Raw genomic sequence first — 16,639 nt, 5'->3', positions numbered from 1 at the left:
GTCAACTATAGTTCGGTCAACTATACTTCGACTCATGCGGAAGCCTCAGCATGTGTTCGGCCGTGAGCGAGAGTGGGCGGGCCTGGTCTCGTTCGCTTCGGAAGCGGGCCCGGGAGCTCGGCTCGGTGTGGTGAGCGGCCGCCGCCGCCAAGGGAAGAGTTATCTCCTGCAGGCCTTGGCGAGCAGCATGGGCGGCATCTACTTCCCCGCGCTCGAGGTGACGGAGGCGGTGGCGTTGCGCCTCTTCGCGGACGAGCTGATCAGATTCACCGGCGCGCCTGTTCCGGCCTTCCGCGATTGGATCGACGCCATCCCCTACCTCTTCGGGGTCGTGCGCGATCGGGCGGTGCCTGTCGTTTTTGATGAGTTTCCGTATCTTGTCAAGGCATCCCCAGAGCTTCCCTCGATCATCCAGCGGGAGTTGGGTCCTGGCGGCTCCGGAGCCGCCAGCACGGCCAGGGTGCTGCTCTGCGGTTCAGCGATGTCGGTGATGGGCGGTTTGTTGTCCGGTACGGCTCCGCTACGCGGACGCGCGGGACTGGAAATGGTCATCAGGCCCTTCGACTACCGCCAGGCCGCCCGCTTTTGGGGGATCAGCGACCCGCGTCTGGCGGCCCAGGTCCACGCGGTGGTGGGTGGGACACCGGCCTACCGGAAGGAGTTCGTCCGTGGTGATGTCCCGGCCGGGCGGGCGGATTTCGACGACTGGGTGATCAGATCCGTGTTGAACGCCGAGGTCCCGTTGTTCAGGGAGGCCCGCTACCTGTTGGCGGAAGAGACGGAGATCCGCGACCCGTCGCTCTACCACTCCGTCCTTGCCGCCGTCGCCGACGGCAACACGACGTCAGGGGGGATCGCCGGCTACGTGGGGCGGAAGTCCAACGAGATCGCGCACCCGCTCCGCGTCCTGGAAGACAGCCATCTCCTGATCAAAGAGCGCGATCTCTTCCGGCCGAACCGCAGCTACTACCGGGTGGCCGAACCGCTCATCACGTTCTATCAGGCGATCATGGTCAGGGAGTGGGCGCGGTTGGAGCGCGGGGACGCGGCGACGGTGTGGCGGGGCAGCAGGGCACGCTTCCTGTCGCAGGTCGTCGGCCCCCATGTCGAGATGCTCTGCCGCGAGTACGCCCTGCATGCCGATACCGCGGCCGGTGAGGTGGGGAGTGGAGTCGTACCCGATCCCGCCAATCGCACGCAGATCCAGGTCGATGTCGCGGTTCTGGCGCCCGCAGATCACGGACGCCCGCGACGGATTCTCTCACTGGGCGAGGTCAAGTGGGACATGGCCATGGGAGCCGAGCATGTGGCCCGGCTCCGGCGCGCGCGCGATCTGCTCACGGCCAAGGGGTACGACACCCGCGACACGGTGCTCACGTGTTATTCGGGCGCCGGGTTCGCCCGGGGGCTCGGCGCCGAACCAGGGAGCGACGTGCACTTGATCACACTTGACGACCTCTACGGGTGATCGCTTGTCCTCCGGGTCGCCATCCCGTTTGTCGAGCTGATCGCTCCGTCGGATAGTGGAAAGACAGTCTGCCCGGTCAGTGGACGGGCCGCTTGACCGGCGTTCCGGCGTATGGGCCAGTCGAATCGCTCACATCAGAACGTGTTCTGACATACACTCGTGGCGTGAGCACCAGCCATGCCGACGCAGTGACATTTTCTGACTTGTCGAGAAATCCGCGAGCGGTCGCCGAGCGCGCGGCACGCCTGGGGCGCGTGCGTGTCACACACCGGGATGCTCCGGACTTCTACCTGACCGCAGCGGATCGCGAAGAGGAACGCGAACAGACGCTGGCCACCGCGTCCCGCCTGTTCCTTGCCTTGATCAAGCATGATCCCACCGCGCGTGCGCTGGTCATAGCCATGCCGGAGGTCTTCCCGTGGGTTCGCCACCTGTCCTCGGACGAACTGCGTGCCTTCACTCTGGAACTGGTTGAAGCGCTCTCCGACGCGGCCGAGCTGGATGTCGACGCCACCACCCAGGAGGTCATCGCGGGCTGGCGGGCCACTGCCAGAATCAAGGCCGATCCCGCGCACTACGCCGAGGCTCGCAGGCCCACGAGCGGTGACTTCGGACCGGTACAGGTTTCTGGGTGAGCCCGAAGCGCGGAGATCGGGTTACGGTGCCACCGCCGGATGGCGAGTGGGATGTTCGGTTTGGTACCGGCGCTGCGGTTGAGGGCTGGGAAGAGCTGTGCCGTCATGCCTTGGCCAACACGCGCTGATGCTTCGAGGCGCTGCGGGCTGATCCCCGTTCAGGCTCCAGCCGCGACCGGCAGCATCGCCTGCGCGGCGACCTTTCGACTCATCGTCACAACGGCAAGAACTTGGAGCAGTGGGAATTCGAGGTCATCAGCGGCGGGCGTGTGCGCTATGCCATCGATGACGCCACCCGTACGGCCTGGGTGATCTACGCATCGCCTCGACATCCTAAGGACACTGAATAGTCGACTATCGCTGCGCAAAACCAAGCGCTACGGCAGTGCTCCAGGTGTTGCGACCGACCACAAGCTTCCGAAAGCCGATGTGACACGGGTACGGAGCCTCAAGATCACGTAGTTGTCTACTCTCCGTGATCGACAACGAGGGTCGCTCGTGCCTGTCCTGCCATCATGGTGTGCCGAACGCGGCGAGCTCGCTGGACCGTCCCCAGTCGATCGGCGCAAGCTCGGCATGAAGCGGTCGCTGCTGGTCGAGGACTACGGCATCCCGCTCGGCCGTGTGCTGCCCCAGCCAACCGCCACGACTCACCGCTCCTGGCGCCGCAGCGCCGGCACATCGAGCGGACGAAGGCATGGCACAACGCCTTCACCCGGCTGGCGCGCTGCCACGAACGGTGCGCACGCGTCGTCGAGGCGTTCTTCGACCTGGCCGACGCCATCATCACCGTCCGTAGCCTCATCCGCCGCGCCTGGATCACTCACCGCTGGGAGGCACGTCCCCCTCGAACCCGATGATCCTCACCAATCCACGCGATCTCACAGGGCCTTTGTGATCGGCGTTTCATTGGCGTGTAGCGCTTCCGACAGCCCCCGAGAAGGGGAGCTTGTCGGCGAAATCGGTCACGGCAGCGACGAATGTGTGAGGCTTGTCGTTGTGGATGACATGCTGGGCGTCGATCCGCCGGTAGACGGTCTGCGGGGCGAGTTGGCGTACTCGGCGGGCGTCTTCGTCGTCCATGGCTCCGACGAGCCCGTATCTCTCGTACCGGTTCCAATTGGCGTGCAGCAGCAGGACAGGGCAGGTCGTCGTCTGGAGCGCGGCCTCGTGTGAGAAGTCGCCGTAGAAGCGGCCGTCGAGGAACGCCCTGGCGAAGTCGGGGTCGAACATCGAGGCTGCCCGAACCACCTCGTCCAGGGACCGCGGCAGCCATCGGATGCCGAGACTGGCCGGGCGGTCGGGATGCCGTCGTCGGTAACGGGTCACCCGGCGGTCGAGGAAGTCGACGAACCGATCCGGCATGCGGATGGTCTTGGTCTCGGCGACAGGGATCTCCTGGCGATAGATATCGGTCACCCGCTGATGATCGAGGTCACCCAGCACCTGTACGGTGTGCGCCAAGCTGCCGTAGACCCAACGGTCCCGGTCGCGGAAGCGTGGCATCTCGACTGAGAAGATCGGCGGGTCCTCCAGCACGATCGCGGCGACGTGTTCCGGGACGCGGCTGGCACACCACAGGGCCAGGATGCCGCCGGAGGAGTTCCCGCTGACGATCGCGGGTCTGCCGGCGACTTGGCGCAGGAAGCGCGCCAGGTCGGTGCCCGCAGAGTCCCAGGAGTAGTCTCCGGGCGTCCAGGAGGAGTTCCCGTGCCCACGGACGTCGATGGCGTAGACCGTGAATCGCCGTGCGAGCCTGGCCATGACCCGGCGATAGCTGCTCCATAAGCTCATCTGACCGGGGACAAGCAGGAGCGGCACGCCTGCTTCGGGGCCGCGGACATAGCTGATGAGCACCCTGTCGAACTGGGCGAACTCCTGGCGGAAGCCGGCTTTGGCCAGTGCGGGCGGCAATGGCTCACGTTGTCCCTCGAAGGGGTTTGGGTAACCGGTCATCGGCCCGTCTCCTGGTCGTCCCCGGTGGCCGGCTCCTGCTGTGCAGCGAGGACACCTGTGGCGAAGTGCCGGAACCTCTCGTTGTCGACCAGCGCGATGCCCTGCTTGCGGTCCACGAGCACGAGCAGGGTGTCGCCCGGTTGGAGGTCGAGCAAGTCCCGCGCATCCTTCGGGATGACGATCTGGCCCTTCTCCCCGATCTTCACGGTCCCCACGATGTAACGGCCGTCCGGCCCTTCGATCAATCTCCCAGCCATGAACCCCTCCTCGGCAAACTTGTGGAATATTACCCACTTTTCCAACTATTTGCACGATGGGGATGCCCTGTGACCCCATCCCGTCGAACACGATCCGATCCGGGACTCGGGGCCGGCGGCAGCCCAGCGGATGTGCGGCGGTGGGACACCGGCCTACCGGAAGGAGTTCGTCCGTGGCGATGTCCCGGCCGGGCCGGCGGATTTCGACGACTGGGTGATCAGATCCGTGTTGAACGCCGAGGTCCCGTTGTTCAGGGAGGCCCGCTACCTGTTGGCGGAGGAGATGGAGATCCGCGACCCGTCGCTCTATCACTCCGTTCTTGCCGCCGTCGCTGACGGCAACACGACGTCAGGGGGGATCGCCGGCTACGTGGGGCGGAAGTCCAACGAGATCGCGCACCCGCTTCGCGTCCTGGAAGACAGCCATCTCCTGGTCAAAGAGCGCGATCTCTTCCGGCCGAACCGCAGCTACTACCGGGTGGCCGAACCGCTGATCACGTTCTATCAGGCGATCATGGTCAGGGAGTGGGCGCGGTTGGAGCGCGGGGACGCGGCGACGGTGTGGCGTGGCAGCAGGGCACGCTTCCTGTCGCAGGTCGTCGGCCCCCATGTCGAGGTGCTCTGCCGCGAGTACGCCCTGCATGCCGATACCGCGGCCGGTGAGGTGGGGAGTGGAGTCGTACCCGATCCCGCCAATCGCACGCAGATCCAGGGAGTGACGTGCACCTGATCACACTTGACGACCTCTACGGTTGATCGCCGCCTTGTAACGGTCGGGTCCTGTGCGGCGCGTTAGCCTCTAACGCGCAGGTCAGAGTACGGATTCGCCGATAGAAGCCAGGTGGTTACGTCCTGGTTATGCCGAATCGATCACAGTCGTCGGTCAGAAGCCCTTCGACGACGGGACGCTATGCGAAGATCACTCCTGCCGGCTCTCGCACTCACCTTGCTCGCGGTCCTCCTGATGCCCACCGCGCCGGCCGCCGCGCGGACATCGGGGATCGATTGGAAGCCATGCGATCAGGACGCCACCGCCGAGTGCGGCACCCTGACCGTGCCCATCGACTGGGCCACGCCCGGGAGCGGCACCATTGACCTGGCATTGGCCAGGCGCAAGGCCACCGACGCCACGAAGCGGATCGGCTCGCTGGTGGTCAACCCCGGTGGCCCGGGCGTCTCGGGCGTGGATTTCGCCCTCTTCTCGGATCGTTTCCTGAGCGCCGAGCTCACGAAAAGCTTTGACATCGTCGGCTTCGACCCGCGCGGGGTGGGCCGCAGCCATCCCGTCGTGTGCTCCAGCGCCCTGCTGCGCGCGATGCCGCCCACTCTCATGAGGAGCCAGGCCGACTTCGAGGCCCGCATCGCCTACAACAAGCGGCTCCGCGAGGACTGCGAGGCCAGGACCGGGCCGTTGTTCGACCATGTCAGCACGGTGAGCGTGGTGCGTGATCTGGAGGCCATCCGCGCCGCGCTGGATGAGGAGCGGGTGACTTTCTACGGGGTCTCGTACGGAACGCTGATCGGCCAGCAGTACGCCGAGCGATATCCCGGCAGAGTGCGGGCACTGGTCCTCGACAGCAACTTCGACCACAGCCTGGGCACCGGCGCCTACCTCGACACCGCCGCCATCAACGCGGAGAGCGCCTTCGACGAGTTCGCCGACTGGTGCGCCAAGAACGCGACATGCCCGCTGCACGGCAAGGACGTGCGCGCCTTCTGGGCGAAACTCCTGGCCCGCGCCGACCGCGGCGAACTGCACCAGCCAGGACAGCCAGATGTTCCTCTCACCAGCTGGGATCTGATCGACCAGGCCTTCGGCGCCTTCTACGGGCCGTACTGGACGGAACTGGCCGAGTCACTGCTGGCCACGGACACCGCAGCCGCGACGAAGACGCCGTCCGGCGAGGCGAGCCGGGCCGAGGAGCTGTCGCCGTTCCCGCGGGCGGTCTTCTGCCAGGACTTCTCCTTTCCCGTCCGTGACTACCGCGAGTACGCCGCGCGCCTGGATCGCCAGCGCGCCCTCGCGCCGGACATGCGCTACAACCCCGCCGCGCTGTACGCGATCGCCGCATGCCTGGACTGGCCCACGCCGATCCCCAACCCTCAACATCGCTTGAACGTTGACGGCACACCGCCCATCCTGGTGGCCAACTCGCTCTACGATCCCGCCACCAGCTACCTGTGGGCGGCCGGTGTGGCGGGCCAGATAGGGCGAGAGGCGGCGCTGCTCACCTACGAGGGCTGGGGGCACGGCGTCTATGGCCGCAGCGACTGCGTCACAGGCGCGATGGACCGCTACCTGATCTCGCTGACCGTGCCCACCGCCGCGGGAAGCCGCTGCCCCGCGATCCCCCCGCCCGCCGTCGGGCTGAACCGATCGCCATCAGGCGTACAGCAGTTCCTGGTCGAGTAGCACGGGCCTCGCCGTCGTGCCCGGCAACGCCGCCTTCGACCATCGCCGGCTGCTGAAGATCGGTAGGGTCCCCGGTGGTCGCTCGCCCCGCCGCGTCACGCTCACAGGAGCAGGCCGAACAGCCGGGTCATGCGCTCCCAGTGCTCGCTGGAGAGGTTCTTGAGATCGGGTTCGACGATCTTGAACGCCCGGGCGAGCGCCATGGACAGCCCGCCCGCCACGGCCGGCAGCCGGGCCTCGGCGTCCACACTGAGCGACAGGTCGAGCGGCGGAAGCGCGGTGAGCTGCTCCAGGATCGGCGTCAGGTCCAGCTCCTCGTCGAGGTCGCGGAAGTCGTGCATGTTCTCCTGCAGGCCCTTGGTGATGGGCAGGTCCCATGGCTGGATGATGTCGCGCCTGTTCTCCTTGGCCGCGGCTTCGGCGACGACGAGCATGTCGTACAGCTTGCGGTTGACGAAGTCGTTGAAGCGCTTGAGGTCGTTCTTGTCCACGTTGAGTCCCGCGGCGGCGCGGAAGAAGCGCTCGAACCTGGAGTGTGCCATGACCGGCATGTGGATCACCGTCTTCTCTGTCGATTTTCTGTGGTGGTGAACCGTTCGTACACCAGGCGTACGGCCATGGCGCCCTCCCCTACCGCGGAGGCGACCCGCTTGACCGATCCGCTGCGGACGTCGCCCACGGCGAAGACGCCCAGGTGGTCGGTCTCCAGGGGAAGCAGTGCGTTCCAGGTGCTGCGCCGTCCCGTGATGACGAAGCCGCGGTCGTCGAGCGGCACGGCGCCCTCCAGCCACTTGGTGTGTGGGTCGGCGCCGATGAAGACGAACATCGCCTTGGTGGCGATCTCCAGGGACTCCCCTGTGCGCCGGTTGTGGACGCGGACGCCGGTCAGCGTGCCGTCGCCGATGAGCTGGCGTACCTCGGTGTTGAGCATGATCTCGATGCCGGGCGTGCGGTCGAGCTCGTCGGCGAGGTAGTGGGACATGCTGGCGCGCACGTCGTCGCCGCGTACGAGCACGCGCACCGACGAGGCGTTCCTGGCCAGGTAGAGTGCCGCCTGACCGGCGGAGTTGCCGCCGCCGACGATGACCACCGGCGAGTCGCTGCACATGCGCAGCTCGAAGGGCGTCGCCGCGTAGTAGACGCCGGATCCCTCGTACTTCTCCAGCTCGGGGACGTCGAGCTTCCGGTAGCGGGCGCCGGTGGCGATGATCACGGCGTGGCCCTTGATGGTGTTGCCGTCCTCGACGAGGACGCCGTAGAAGCCGTCGTCCGGCTGCAGGCCGGTCGCCTCGGCCGGGACGGTCAGCGCCGCGCCGAACTTCCGCGCCTGGATGACGGCGCGCTCGGCGAGCTCGGCGCCCGAGATGCCGGAGGGGAAGCCGAGGTAGTTCTCGATGCGGGAGGAGGTGCCGGCCTGGCCGCCCGCGGCCACGGCGTCGAGTACGACGGTCGTCAGCCCTTCCGAGGCCCCGTATACAGCGGCGGCCAGGCCGGCCGGGCCGGCGCCCACGACGACCAGGTCGCAGACGCCGTCGCCGGGCACCGGGGCGGGCAGGCCGATCGCCTTCGCCAGCTCGGCGACGGTCGGGTTGCGCAGGACCTTGTCGCCGCGCCAGATCACCACTGGGGTGTCCGCGGGCGGGACGCGTAGCTCGCGCAGCAGCGCGTTCGCCTCCTCGTCTTGCTCCAGGTCGATCCACCGGTGCGGCACCCTGTTGCGGGCGGCGAACTCGCGCAGCCGCTTGCAGTCCGCCGAATAGCGGGAGCCGATGATGCGGAAGCCGGTGCCCAGCCCGATCAGCAGGGATCGCCGGGCCAGGTAGGCCCGCAGTATGAGGTCGCCGAGCGCCTGGTCGCGCGCCACGAGCGCGCGCACCTCGTCGGCCGGGACGGCCAGCACCTCGCCTGGCTCCTGGACGACGGCGGTCAGGAATGCCGCCTGGCCGGTGAGCAGGCTGAGCTCGCCGAGGAAGCGGCCCGGGCCTTGGACGGCGATCGTCTTCTCGTCCGGGCCGCAGCCGTGCCCCTCGACCATGGCCACCTTGCCGCTCAGCACGACGATGAACTCCGTGGTGGGCTCCCCCTCCCTGAACAGGACGTCGCCGAGCGAGACGGCCCGGCGCTCGCCGTGGGGCGAGAGCTCGGCGAGCTGCGCCTCGCTCAGCCGGGGGAAGGCGCCGTATAGATCCGGCGTCTCGGGAACCGGCGTCATGTGCGCGTCCTGACCGCGTCCTCGACCCATCGGCGCAGCTCGTGGGCGGGCGAGGCGCCCGCCCGCTGGGCGACGACCTCGCCGCGGACCATCATCATGAGCGTCGGAATGTGCTTGATCGTGAAGCGCTCGGACAGGCGGGGCGACCGGTCCACGTCGACTTTGACGAGTTTGACGCGGCCGGCCAGGTCCTGGGAGATCTGTTCGAGTGCGGGCGTGACCATCCGGCACGGCCCGCACCAGTCCGCCCAGAAGTCGACGATGACCGGCGGGCCGGCACGCTCGGCGACCTCGGCGAACGTGTCGTCGCCCGCCTCGGCGATCCATGGCAGCGGCCGGTGGCAGTTCCCGCACTGGGGCACGCCGTCGGCCGCGGCCGGGACCCTGTTCCGTTTGCCGCAGTTCGAGCAGGCGACGGTGGTCGAGATCATGTCAGCTCTCCGATCCGGCGAAGGTGACGCTCAGCTCGCCGTGGTCGACGTCCACCGTCACGGTCGAGCCGTCGGGGACGTCTCCGGCCAGCAGTGCCCGCCCGATACTGGTCTCGACCTCGCGGGCGATGAACCGGCGCAGCGGCCGGGCCCCGTACACGGGGTCGTAGCCCTGGTTGGCGATGAGCTTGAGCGCCTGGTCGGTGACCCGCAGCGTGAGCCGCCGGTCGGCCAGCCGCTGCCTGACGTCGTTGAACATCAGGTCCACGATCCGCTCGATCTGGGCCTCGGTCAGCGGCTTGAACAGCACGATGTCGTCGACCCTGTTGAGGAACTCGGGCCGGAAATGCGTGCGCAGCTCGTTCATGACCCGGTCGCGGGCCTCCGGCTTGATCTCGCCGTCGGAGGTGACCCCGTCGAGCAGGTACTGCGAGCCGATGTTGGAGGTCATGATGACCACGGTGTTGCGGAAGTCGACCGTACGGCCCTGCGCATCCGTCAGCCGCCCGTCGTCCAGGACCTGCAGGAACGTGTTGAACACGTCCGCGTGCGCCTTCTCCACCTCGTCAAAGAGGACCACCGAGTACGGCTTGCGCCGCACCGCCTCCGTGAGCTGGCCGCCCTCCTCGTACCCGATGTAACCGGGAGGGGCGCCGACCAGGCGACTGACCGTGTGCCGCTCCTGGTACTCGCTCATGTCGATGCGGACCATGTTGTCCTCGGTGTCGAACAGCGTGGCGGCGAGTGTCCTGGCCAGCTCGGTCTTGCCTACGCCGGTCGGTCCGAGGAACAGGAACGACCCGACGGGCCGCCGCGGATCCTTGATGCCGGAGCGGGCGCGGATGACCGCGTCGGCCACCAGCCGTACGGCCTCCTCCTGGCCGATGACCCGCTCGTGCAGGATCTCGTCCAGGCGCAGCAGCTTCTCGCGCTCGCCCTCCTTCAAGCGGGTGACCGGGATGCCGGTCCAGCGGGAGACGATGTCGGCGATCTCGTCCTCGGTCACGACCTCGCGCAGCAGTCTTCGGCCGCTCTGGCGCAGGGCCAGCTGCTCCTCCTCCGCCTGCAGGCGGCGTTCCAGCTCGGGGAGTTTGCCGTGGCGCAGCTCGGCGGCGCGGTTGAGGTCGTAGTCGCGTTCGGCCTGCTCGGCCTCCCGGCGCACGGCTTCCAGTTCCTGGCGCAGGGCCTGGACCTTGCGCAGGGCCGCGCGCTCGGCCTCCCACTGCGCCCGCATCGCGTCGGCTTCGGCGCGCAGGTCGGCCAGCTCCTTGCGCAGGTCGGCGAGGCGGGCCTGGCTGGCGGGGTCGTCCTCCATGGCGAGCGCGGCCTCCTCGATCTCCAGCCGCATCACCCGCCGGGTGAGCTCGTCGAGCTCGGCCGGCATGGAGTCGATCTCCGTACGGATCATCGCGCACGCCTCGTCGACCAGGTCGATCGCCTTGTCCGGCAGGAACCGGTCGGCGATGTAGCGGTGGCTCAACGTCACCGCGGCGACCATGGCGCTGTCCTGGATCTTCACGCCGTGGAAGATCTCCAGCCGCTCGCGCAGCCCCCGCAGGATCGATATCGCATCCTCTTCGGACGGCTCGTCCACCAGGACGGGCTGGAACCTGCGCTCCAGGGCCGCGTCCTTCTCGATGTGCTGCCGGTACTCCTGGACCGTGGTCGCGCCGATCATGTGCAGTTCGCCGCGGGCGAGCATCGGCTTGAGCATGTTGCCGGCGTCCATCGCGCCCTCGGTCGCCCCGGCTCCGACCACGGTGTGCAGTTCGTCCACGAACAGCAGGATCCGGCCCTCCGCCGCCTTGACCTCGTTCAGCACGGCCTTGAGGCGTTCCTCGAACTCGCCGCGGTACTTGGCGCCGGCCACGAGTGAGCCCATGTCCAGGCTGAAGACGGTTTTGTCGCGCAGCCCCTCGGGGACGTCGCCGCTGGTGATGCGCTGGGCGAGCCCTTCGACGATGGCGGTCTTGCCGACGCCGGGGTCGCCGATCAGGACGGGGTTGTTCTTGGTCTTGCGGGACAGGATCTGGATCACGCGGCGGATCTCCGTGTCGCGGCCGATCACCGGGTCCAGCTTGCCCGCGCGGGCCTCGGAGACCAGGTCGCGCCCGTACTTCTCCAGCGCCTCGTAGGTCACCTCGGGCATGGCGGAGGTGACCCGCTGGTTGCCGCGGATGGAGGTGAGCGACTGCAGGAACCCGTCCCTGGTCAGGCCCCGCTCGTGCAGCAGGCGTCCGGCGGCCGTCGAGGAGCCCTCCTCGATCATGGCCAGCAGCAGGTGCTCGACGGAGACGTACTCGTCCTTGAGGCGTTTGGCCTCGCGCTCCGCGCTGTCGAGCAGGCGCGACAGCCGCTGGGTGACGAAGACCTGGCCGGGCGCGGCACCCGGGCCGCTGACCTTGGGGCGGCGCGACAGCTCGTTCTCCAGGTCCGCGCGCAGGCCGTCAGGGTCGGCTCCCGCCTGGATCAGCAGCCGGGGCGCGAGCCCGTCCGGCTGGTCGAGCAGGGCCAGCAGGAGGTGCTCACCGTCGATTTCGGTGTGCCCATGGCGCAGCGCCTTGGTCTGGGCGTCGTGCAGGGCCTCCTGCGATTTCTGCGTCATCCGGTTCGGGTCCACTCCAGTCCCCTTAGTGTCGTCTTGGTGTCGTCGTGACAGGTCGCGGAGGGCTGTCTCCAGTCGGTGAGCAGGCCGAGCGCCAGTCCGGTGGCGCGCGCGTAGGCGTTCATGTCCAGCCACCTCTGCCGGACCAGCGCGTACGTCATGAGTCTCTCCTCGGATCGAAGGTCGAGACGGCGGCGAGCTGTTCGAACAGGCGGCGCTCCTCCTCGCTGAGCCGGGGCGGCACCAGGATCCGGACCTCGGCGAACAGGTCTCCGGCCGGACCGCGCTGGGCGGGCATGCCACGCCCGCGCAGCCGAAGGCGGCGGCCCGACGAGGTGCCCGGCGGCACCTTCAGCTTCGCCTCGCCGCCCGGCGTGTCGATGGCCACCGTGGCGCCCAGCGCGGCCTCCCAGGGAGCGAGCGGCAGCGTGGTGTGCAGATCGCGGCCCTCCACGCGGTAGCGGGGATGCTCGGCGATCCGCACGATCAGGTATATATCGCCCGGTGGCGCGTCTCCGCTCCCCTGGCCGCCCTGACCGGCGAGCCTGATGCGCTGGCCGTTGGTGACCCCCTTGGGGATCGTGACGTCGAGCCTCCTGCCGCCGGGCAGCGTGATCGTGCGCCGCCCGCCCTGGTATGCCTCCTCGACCGTCAGAGGCAGTTCCGCCTCCTGGTCGGCGCCGGGCACGGGTCCCCAGCCGCGCCTGCCGCGGCCGCCGAACATGCCTCCGAGCAGGGCCTCGAGATCGACGTCGGCGCCGAACCCGAAGTCCTCGGCACGCGCGGAGCGCCGCTGACCGCCGCCGGCCCGTGCCCCGGCTCCGGCGCGTGCCCTGCCGCGGGACCACTCCTCGGGGTCCACATCGGGCGGCACCTGGCGGAAATCATGCCCGAAGGCGTCATACCTGCGGCGCGTCTGGGGGTCGGAGAGCACGGAGTACGCCTCCGAGATCTCCTTGAACCGGTCCTCCGCCCCGGGGTTCTTGTTGACGTCGGGATGGTACTTGCGTACGAGCTTGCGGTAGGCCCGCTGGATCTCGTCGGCGTCGGCGTTCCTGTCCACGCCGAGCACCTCGTAGAAGTCCCGGCGGTCGGCCATCACTCCGCCTTCTTGGCCACGACCACCACGGCGGGCCGCAACTGCCAGGTCTCGTCGCGGCGGGCGTAGCCGAGGCGGGACAGCACGTCCTCCAGCTCCGCGATTTTCGCGGCCGCCTCCGGGGCCTCCTCTAGGTGCTGTTCGTAGGCGTTCATTTGACCTCGGTGAAGTCCGCGTCGATCACGTCGTCGTCGGCCTGCTGGAGCTCGCCGCTGAGCGCGCATCGCGGCTCCCCCTAGCGATTGATACTCGCGAGCAGTTCTTCCGCGACCGCTCCCCAGAGCCGGCCACAGAGAATCATGGCGATGGCGGTGAGCGCGAAGACTAAGAGGCCGACGAGCAGCCCGATTTCCAGGTGGCTCACACGCTTTTCCAGGCTTTCCCTGGCGCTCCGGGGTCACATCCCCCATGCGTGTAGTTCTGGGGCAAATCCCTCAGCCGTCGGTGTCGTCCCGCCCCCGGACGATCACGAGGCGGGTCAGCTCGACGCGGGACTTGATCTGCAGCTTGGAGTAGATGTGCCGCAGGTGGAAGGCGACCGTGTGCGCGCTGATGAACATCTGCTCCGCCACCTTCCGGTTGGACCACCCGTCGGCGACCAGGAGCGAGACGTGCCATTCCGTCTCGGTGAGGCTGTCCCAGCCGGAGGCCGGCCGGTCGGCGTAGCTCCAGTGCCGGTGGCGCACACCCATGGCGCGCAGCCGCTTGCGTACGCGGGCCGAATCCCTGACGGATCCGATCTCGTAGTAGATCGCGAGCGCGCGGTCGAGGCTTACCGCCGCGTCGTCGTGCCGCCCGCCGGCGGCCTGCAGCACGCCGAGGTCCTCCGTGGCGGAGGCGCGCCCCCACACGTCGTCGGCGCGCTCGGCGGCCCGGGACAGGGCCTCGCGATCGCCGTCGAGCAGGCCGCGCGCGTGCGCGGCGGACGCGGTCAGGGCCAGGAAACCCGGGTTGACGGCCGCCAGTTCCTCCGCGGTGGCGACGGCGGCCTCGGCCACCGCGCGGGCGTCCGCGGCGAGGGCGACGCGGACCAGCCAGGCGCTCGCGGTGGGGTTGCCGGCGAGCATCGAACGTTGCCCTTCGAGCAGGTCGGCCAGCAAGGTCATCGCCTTCAGCGGTCCGTCGCACGCCTCGGTGACCTGGGCCACGATGAGGGCGTGTTCGAGTGAGTCGCCGGGCAGGCCGGCGGCGTGCCGGACGGCCGCCCGTACGTCGCCGCGCCGCAGCGCGACGGTGGCCAGGACGTTGGTGGCCGCTGCGGCGGACAGGGGCGTGGCCCGGTCCGCGGCGAGGCTCAGCGCCCGCTGGGCTTCGCCGGCGGCGCTGTCCAGCCGCCCTTCGAGCAGCTCGGACCGGGCCGCGAGGGCGGACAGGTCGGCCTCCCATGCCTGGTGGCCGCAGTCGAACATGTCCTCGCGCGCGTCCTCGACGAGCAGCCGCGCCTCGTCCAGCCGGTGGATGTCGGTGAGTATCGCGGCGGAGATCAGCCGGGATTCGTACGGATGCACGGCCGACCCGTTCGCGCCGGACAGCCGCCTGGCGTCGGCGGCCAGCGCCAGCGCGTTGGACAGGCGGCCCTCATCCCGCTCCGCCTGCGCCAGCGCGATCAGGGCCGCCGCGGTGGCCGCCGCGCTGTGCCGGGCGCCCGCCTCGATGACCTCGTGCGCGTACGTGCGGACGGACGCCTCGTCGCTGCGCAGGCGCGTCATGGTGTAGAGGCGCACGAGCAGCGCCCGGTCGCGCACGTGGCCGGGAAGGTCGGGCAGGGCCAGCACCGTCTCGGCCTCCCGCATGGCCTCCTCGAGGCTGCCGGTCAGGTACATGACGTCCGCAAGCACGCAGTGCAGCTCGGCCACACTGTGCGTCGAAGCGTGTGCGGAGGAGTGCTCGGCGAGGCCGCCGCGGACCAGCTGCTCGGCCGCCCGCAGCCGCCCCTCCGCCATCGCGGTGTCGATGGTCGCGACGAGGTCGAGCTGGCCCAGCAGCGCCTGCCGTACGGGCGGCGGGACCCGCTCGGCGATGACAAGCCTGACCAGCTCGTGGCGGAAGGCGAGGTCATGCGCGGTGGCGGCCAGGATGCCCGCCGCCATGGACTCCTCCACCGCGGGCAGCAGCGCGGCCGTTGTCGTGCCGAGCAGCGACGCGGCCTGCTCGGGGGCGAACGACCGGCCGAGCACGGCGGCCGTCTCCACCAGGTTCCTGGCGACCGCGCTCAGGCCGCCGATCCAGTGCCGCACCACCCTGGTGAACCGGTCGGGGATGCGCAGGGCGACGTCGCCGTCGAGGACCTGGCCTTCGTCGAGAAGGCCGGCGAGCAGCTCGGTGATCAGCAGCGGGTTGCCGCCCACGATGTCCACCAGAGCCAGCGTCGCCGGTCCCGGCGCGGCCCCGAGCGTGTCGGTGGCCAGGGCGACGGCGGCGGCCGGGGACAGCGGCGAGAGCCGCACCCGGCCGGCCCCGTGGCGCTCCAGCAGGTCGAACAGGGAGGCGGACTGGTCCTGTCCCACACCGGTCGAGCGGCTCAGCAGCCAGCCGATCGGCCGGAATTCGAGCAGGCCGTGGAGAGTGCGCAGGGCGACCAGCGTCGCCGGATCGGCCCACTGCAGGTCGTCGAGCACGGCCAGGACCGGAGCCGTGGGCCATTCCTCGAAGCGCGTTCGCAACGCCTCCAGCGTCCGCGAGTCTGGGTCGAGCCGTAGGTCCAGGGCCTCGAACAGGCTGCCGCACGGCACCAGCTCGCCCAGCTCCTCCAGCGCGCCCCGGAGCACGGCGATGCCGCGCTCGCCGGCGGTGGCGGCCGCCTCGTCGAGCAGCCGGGTCTTGCCGACCCCCGGCTCCCCGTCCACCAGCAGGGTCGCGCCCTTGCCCGCCTGAACGGCGTCGAGCAGGCCGTCCACGTCATGCCATTCCTGTTCGCGTCCCCGCATGTCAGACCGCCTCCCAGAGGAGGAACGGTGAAGCCCATGCTTCTGGAGATCATTCACGCCACTGCACGTTTCGGGGATGTGGCCGGGGAGCAGCTGGGACGAGTCTCGAGGTGATGCCCGGGAAAGGAGTTGGGACCCCGGGAAAGGAGGTGGGGACATGGTTGAAACTGGCTACGCGCCGTTCAACCGGACAGTGGACAGGACCAACCGCATCCTGCACGAGATCGAGGAGGCCTGCGGCTGGCCCTCGGAGCGGCGTAACCACTCCTACGGCGCGCTGCGCGCCGTGCTGCACGCGCTGCGCGACCGGCTGACGGTGGAGGCGAGCGCCCACCTCGCCGCCCAACTTCCGCTGCTGTTGCGGGGCGTCTACTTCGACGGCTGGCGGCCGAGCAGCGTCCCGGTGAAGGTGAACCGCGAGGAGTTCCTCGACCGCGTACGCGCCGAAGTGGCCTTCGACCATGACGGGAGCACGGAGGAGATGGTCAGGAAGGTTCTTGAAGTGCTCAAGAGTCACATCACCGAAGGCGAGTGGGAGGACGTGAAGGCGGGGATGCCGAAGGACCTCGCCTCCTTGCTCCCATAGCGGCATTCAGCTCCTCCGACTCCTTTTACGGAGGGCGCGGACGAGCCGCA

The 16,639-nt window shown here is 69.0% G+C and carries 16 protein-coding genes and 1 pseudogene; 6 read left to right on the top strand and 11 right to left on the bottom strand.

Annotation, left to right across the window (positions count from 1 at the left end):
* The first annotated feature begins 34 nt into the window (after nucleotides 1-34).
* The 3 genes and pseudogenes from AB0L53_RS27280 to AB0L53_RS27270 form a co-directional block, all read left to right on the top strand.
* The gene (locus AB0L53_RS27280) at nucleotides 35-1,468 is read left to right on the top strand and encodes an ATP-binding protein (protein WP_363999303.1); all 1,434 of its coding nucleotides are present in this window, start codon (nucleotides 35-37) and stop codon (nucleotides 1,466-1,468) included.
* 164 nt (nucleotides 1,469-1,632) lie between these two features.
* Entirely contained in the window at nucleotides 1,633-2,103 is a 471-nt protein-coding gene (locus tag AB0L53_RS27275; protein WP_363999300.1) for a hypothetical protein, read from the top strand.
* A 531-nt stretch (nucleotides 2,104-2,634) separates the two neighbouring features.
* Nucleotides 2,635-2,963, top strand: a pseudogene (locus AB0L53_RS27270) (IS5/IS1182 family transposase); the annotation flags it as partial.
* Between the two features lie 46 nt (nucleotides 2,964-3,009).
* Here the strand turns inward: AB0L53_RS27270 and AB0L53_RS27265 are convergent.
* Nucleotides 3,010-4,059 (bottom strand): alpha/beta hydrolase, encoded by a 1,050-nt coding sequence (locus AB0L53_RS27265; protein WP_363999297.1) that lies wholly within the window; start codon nucleotides 4,057-4,059, stop codon nucleotides 3,010-3,012.
* Nucleotides 4,056-4,316, bottom strand: a complete 261-nt coding sequence (locus AB0L53_RS27260) for an AbrB/MazE/SpoVT family DNA-binding domain-containing protein (RefSeq protein ID WP_363999295.1) — start codon at nucleotides 4,314-4,316, stop codon at nucleotides 4,056-4,058. The genes AB0L53_RS27265 and AB0L53_RS27260 overlap by 4 nt, the downstream gene beginning before the upstream one ends.
* Before the next feature lie 214 nt (nucleotides 4,317-4,530).
* Between AB0L53_RS27260 and AB0L53_RS27255 the strand changes: the two genes are divergently transcribed.
* Complete coding sequence (locus AB0L53_RS27255) at nucleotides 4,531-5,046, top strand: hypothetical protein (RefSeq protein ID WP_363999292.1); 516 nt, start codon at nucleotides 4,531-4,533, stop codon at nucleotides 5,044-5,046.
* Between the two features lie 180 nt (nucleotides 5,047-5,226).
* On the top strand, nucleotides 5,227-6,729 hold the full coding sequence (locus AB0L53_RS27250) for an alpha/beta hydrolase (protein ID WP_363999289.1): 1,503 nt from the start codon (nucleotides 5,227-5,229) through the stop codon (nucleotides 6,727-6,729).
* 101 nt (nucleotides 6,730-6,830) lie between these two features.
* On the opposite strand, the gene AB0L53_RS27245 is transcribed toward AB0L53_RS27250, so the two are convergent.
* From AB0L53_RS27245 to AB0L53_RS27205, 9 genes are all read right to left on the bottom strand, one after another.
* On the bottom strand, nucleotides 6,831-7,280 hold the full coding sequence (locus tag AB0L53_RS27245; protein ID WP_363999286.1) for a DUF1931 family protein: 450 nt from the start codon (nucleotides 7,278-7,280) through the stop codon (nucleotides 6,831-6,833).
* Nucleotides 7,281-7,285: 5 nt separating this feature from the next.
* Entirely contained in the window at nucleotides 7,286-8,941 is a 1,656-nt protein-coding gene (locus AB0L53_RS27240) for an FAD-dependent oxidoreductase (RefSeq protein WP_363999283.1), read from the bottom strand.
* Nucleotides 8,938-9,372: a thioredoxin gene (gene trxA / locus AB0L53_RS27235; RefSeq protein ID WP_363999280.1), complete on the bottom strand. Its 435-nt coding sequence runs from the start codon at nucleotides 9,370-9,372 to the stop codon at nucleotides 8,938-8,940. Before trxA ends, AB0L53_RS27240 begins: the two co-directional genes overlap by 4 nt.
* A 1-nt stretch (nucleotide 9,373) precedes the next feature.
* Nucleotides 9,374-11,992: an ATP-dependent chaperone ClpB gene (clpB, locus tag AB0L53_RS27230; protein WP_363999277.1), complete on the bottom strand. Its 2,619-nt coding sequence runs from the start codon at nucleotides 11,990-11,992 to the stop codon at nucleotides 9,374-9,376.
* Nucleotides 11,974-12,138, bottom strand: coding sequence for a hypothetical protein (locus AB0L53_RS27225; RefSeq protein ID WP_363999274.1), 165 nt, complete (start codon nucleotides 12,136-12,138; stop codon nucleotides 11,974-11,976). Before AB0L53_RS27225 ends, clpB begins: the two co-directional genes overlap by 19 nt.
* A complete protein-coding gene (locus tag AB0L53_RS27220) occupies nucleotides 12,135-13,076 on the bottom strand; it encodes a DnaJ C-terminal domain-containing protein (protein WP_363999271.1) in 942 nt (313 codons plus the stop codon). Before AB0L53_RS27220 ends, AB0L53_RS27225 begins: the two co-directional genes overlap by 4 nt.
* Complete coding sequence (locus AB0L53_RS27215) at nucleotides 13,076-13,231, bottom strand: hypothetical protein (RefSeq protein ID WP_363999268.1); 156 nt, start codon at nucleotides 13,229-13,231, stop codon at nucleotides 13,076-13,078. The genes AB0L53_RS27220 and AB0L53_RS27215 overlap by 1 nt, the downstream gene beginning before the upstream one ends.
* Nucleotides 13,232-13,311: 80 nt before the next feature.
* Nucleotides 13,312-13,440 carry a hypothetical protein gene (locus AB0L53_RS27210; RefSeq protein ID WP_363999265.1) on the bottom strand — a complete coding sequence of 43 codons (129 nt, stop codon included), beginning with the start codon at nucleotides 13,438-13,440 and terminating at the stop codon, nucleotides 13,312-13,314.
* A gap of 70 nt (nucleotides 13,441-13,510) precedes the next feature.
* Nucleotides 13,511-16,003: an AAA family ATPase gene (locus AB0L53_RS27205; RefSeq protein WP_363999262.1), complete on the bottom strand. Its 2,493-nt coding sequence runs from the start codon at nucleotides 16,001-16,003 to the stop codon at nucleotides 13,511-13,513.
* Between the two features lie 157 nt (nucleotides 16,004-16,160).
* Between AB0L53_RS27205 and AB0L53_RS27200 the strand changes: the two genes are divergently transcribed.
* Nucleotides 16,161-16,589, top strand: coding sequence for a DUF2267 domain-containing protein (locus AB0L53_RS27200; RefSeq protein WP_363999259.1), 429 nt, complete (start codon nucleotides 16,161-16,163; stop codon nucleotides 16,587-16,589).
* The last annotated feature ends 50 nt before the right edge of the window (nucleotides 16,590-16,639 follow it).

Source organism: Nonomuraea sp. NPDC052129, assembly GCF_040680095.1.
GTDB lineage: Bacteria > Actinomycetota > Actinomycetes > Streptosporangiales > Streptosporangiaceae > Nonomuraea.
The sequence above is the reverse complement of the archived record's forward strand: the minus strand, read 5'-3'. Positions and strand labels throughout refer to the sequence as shown.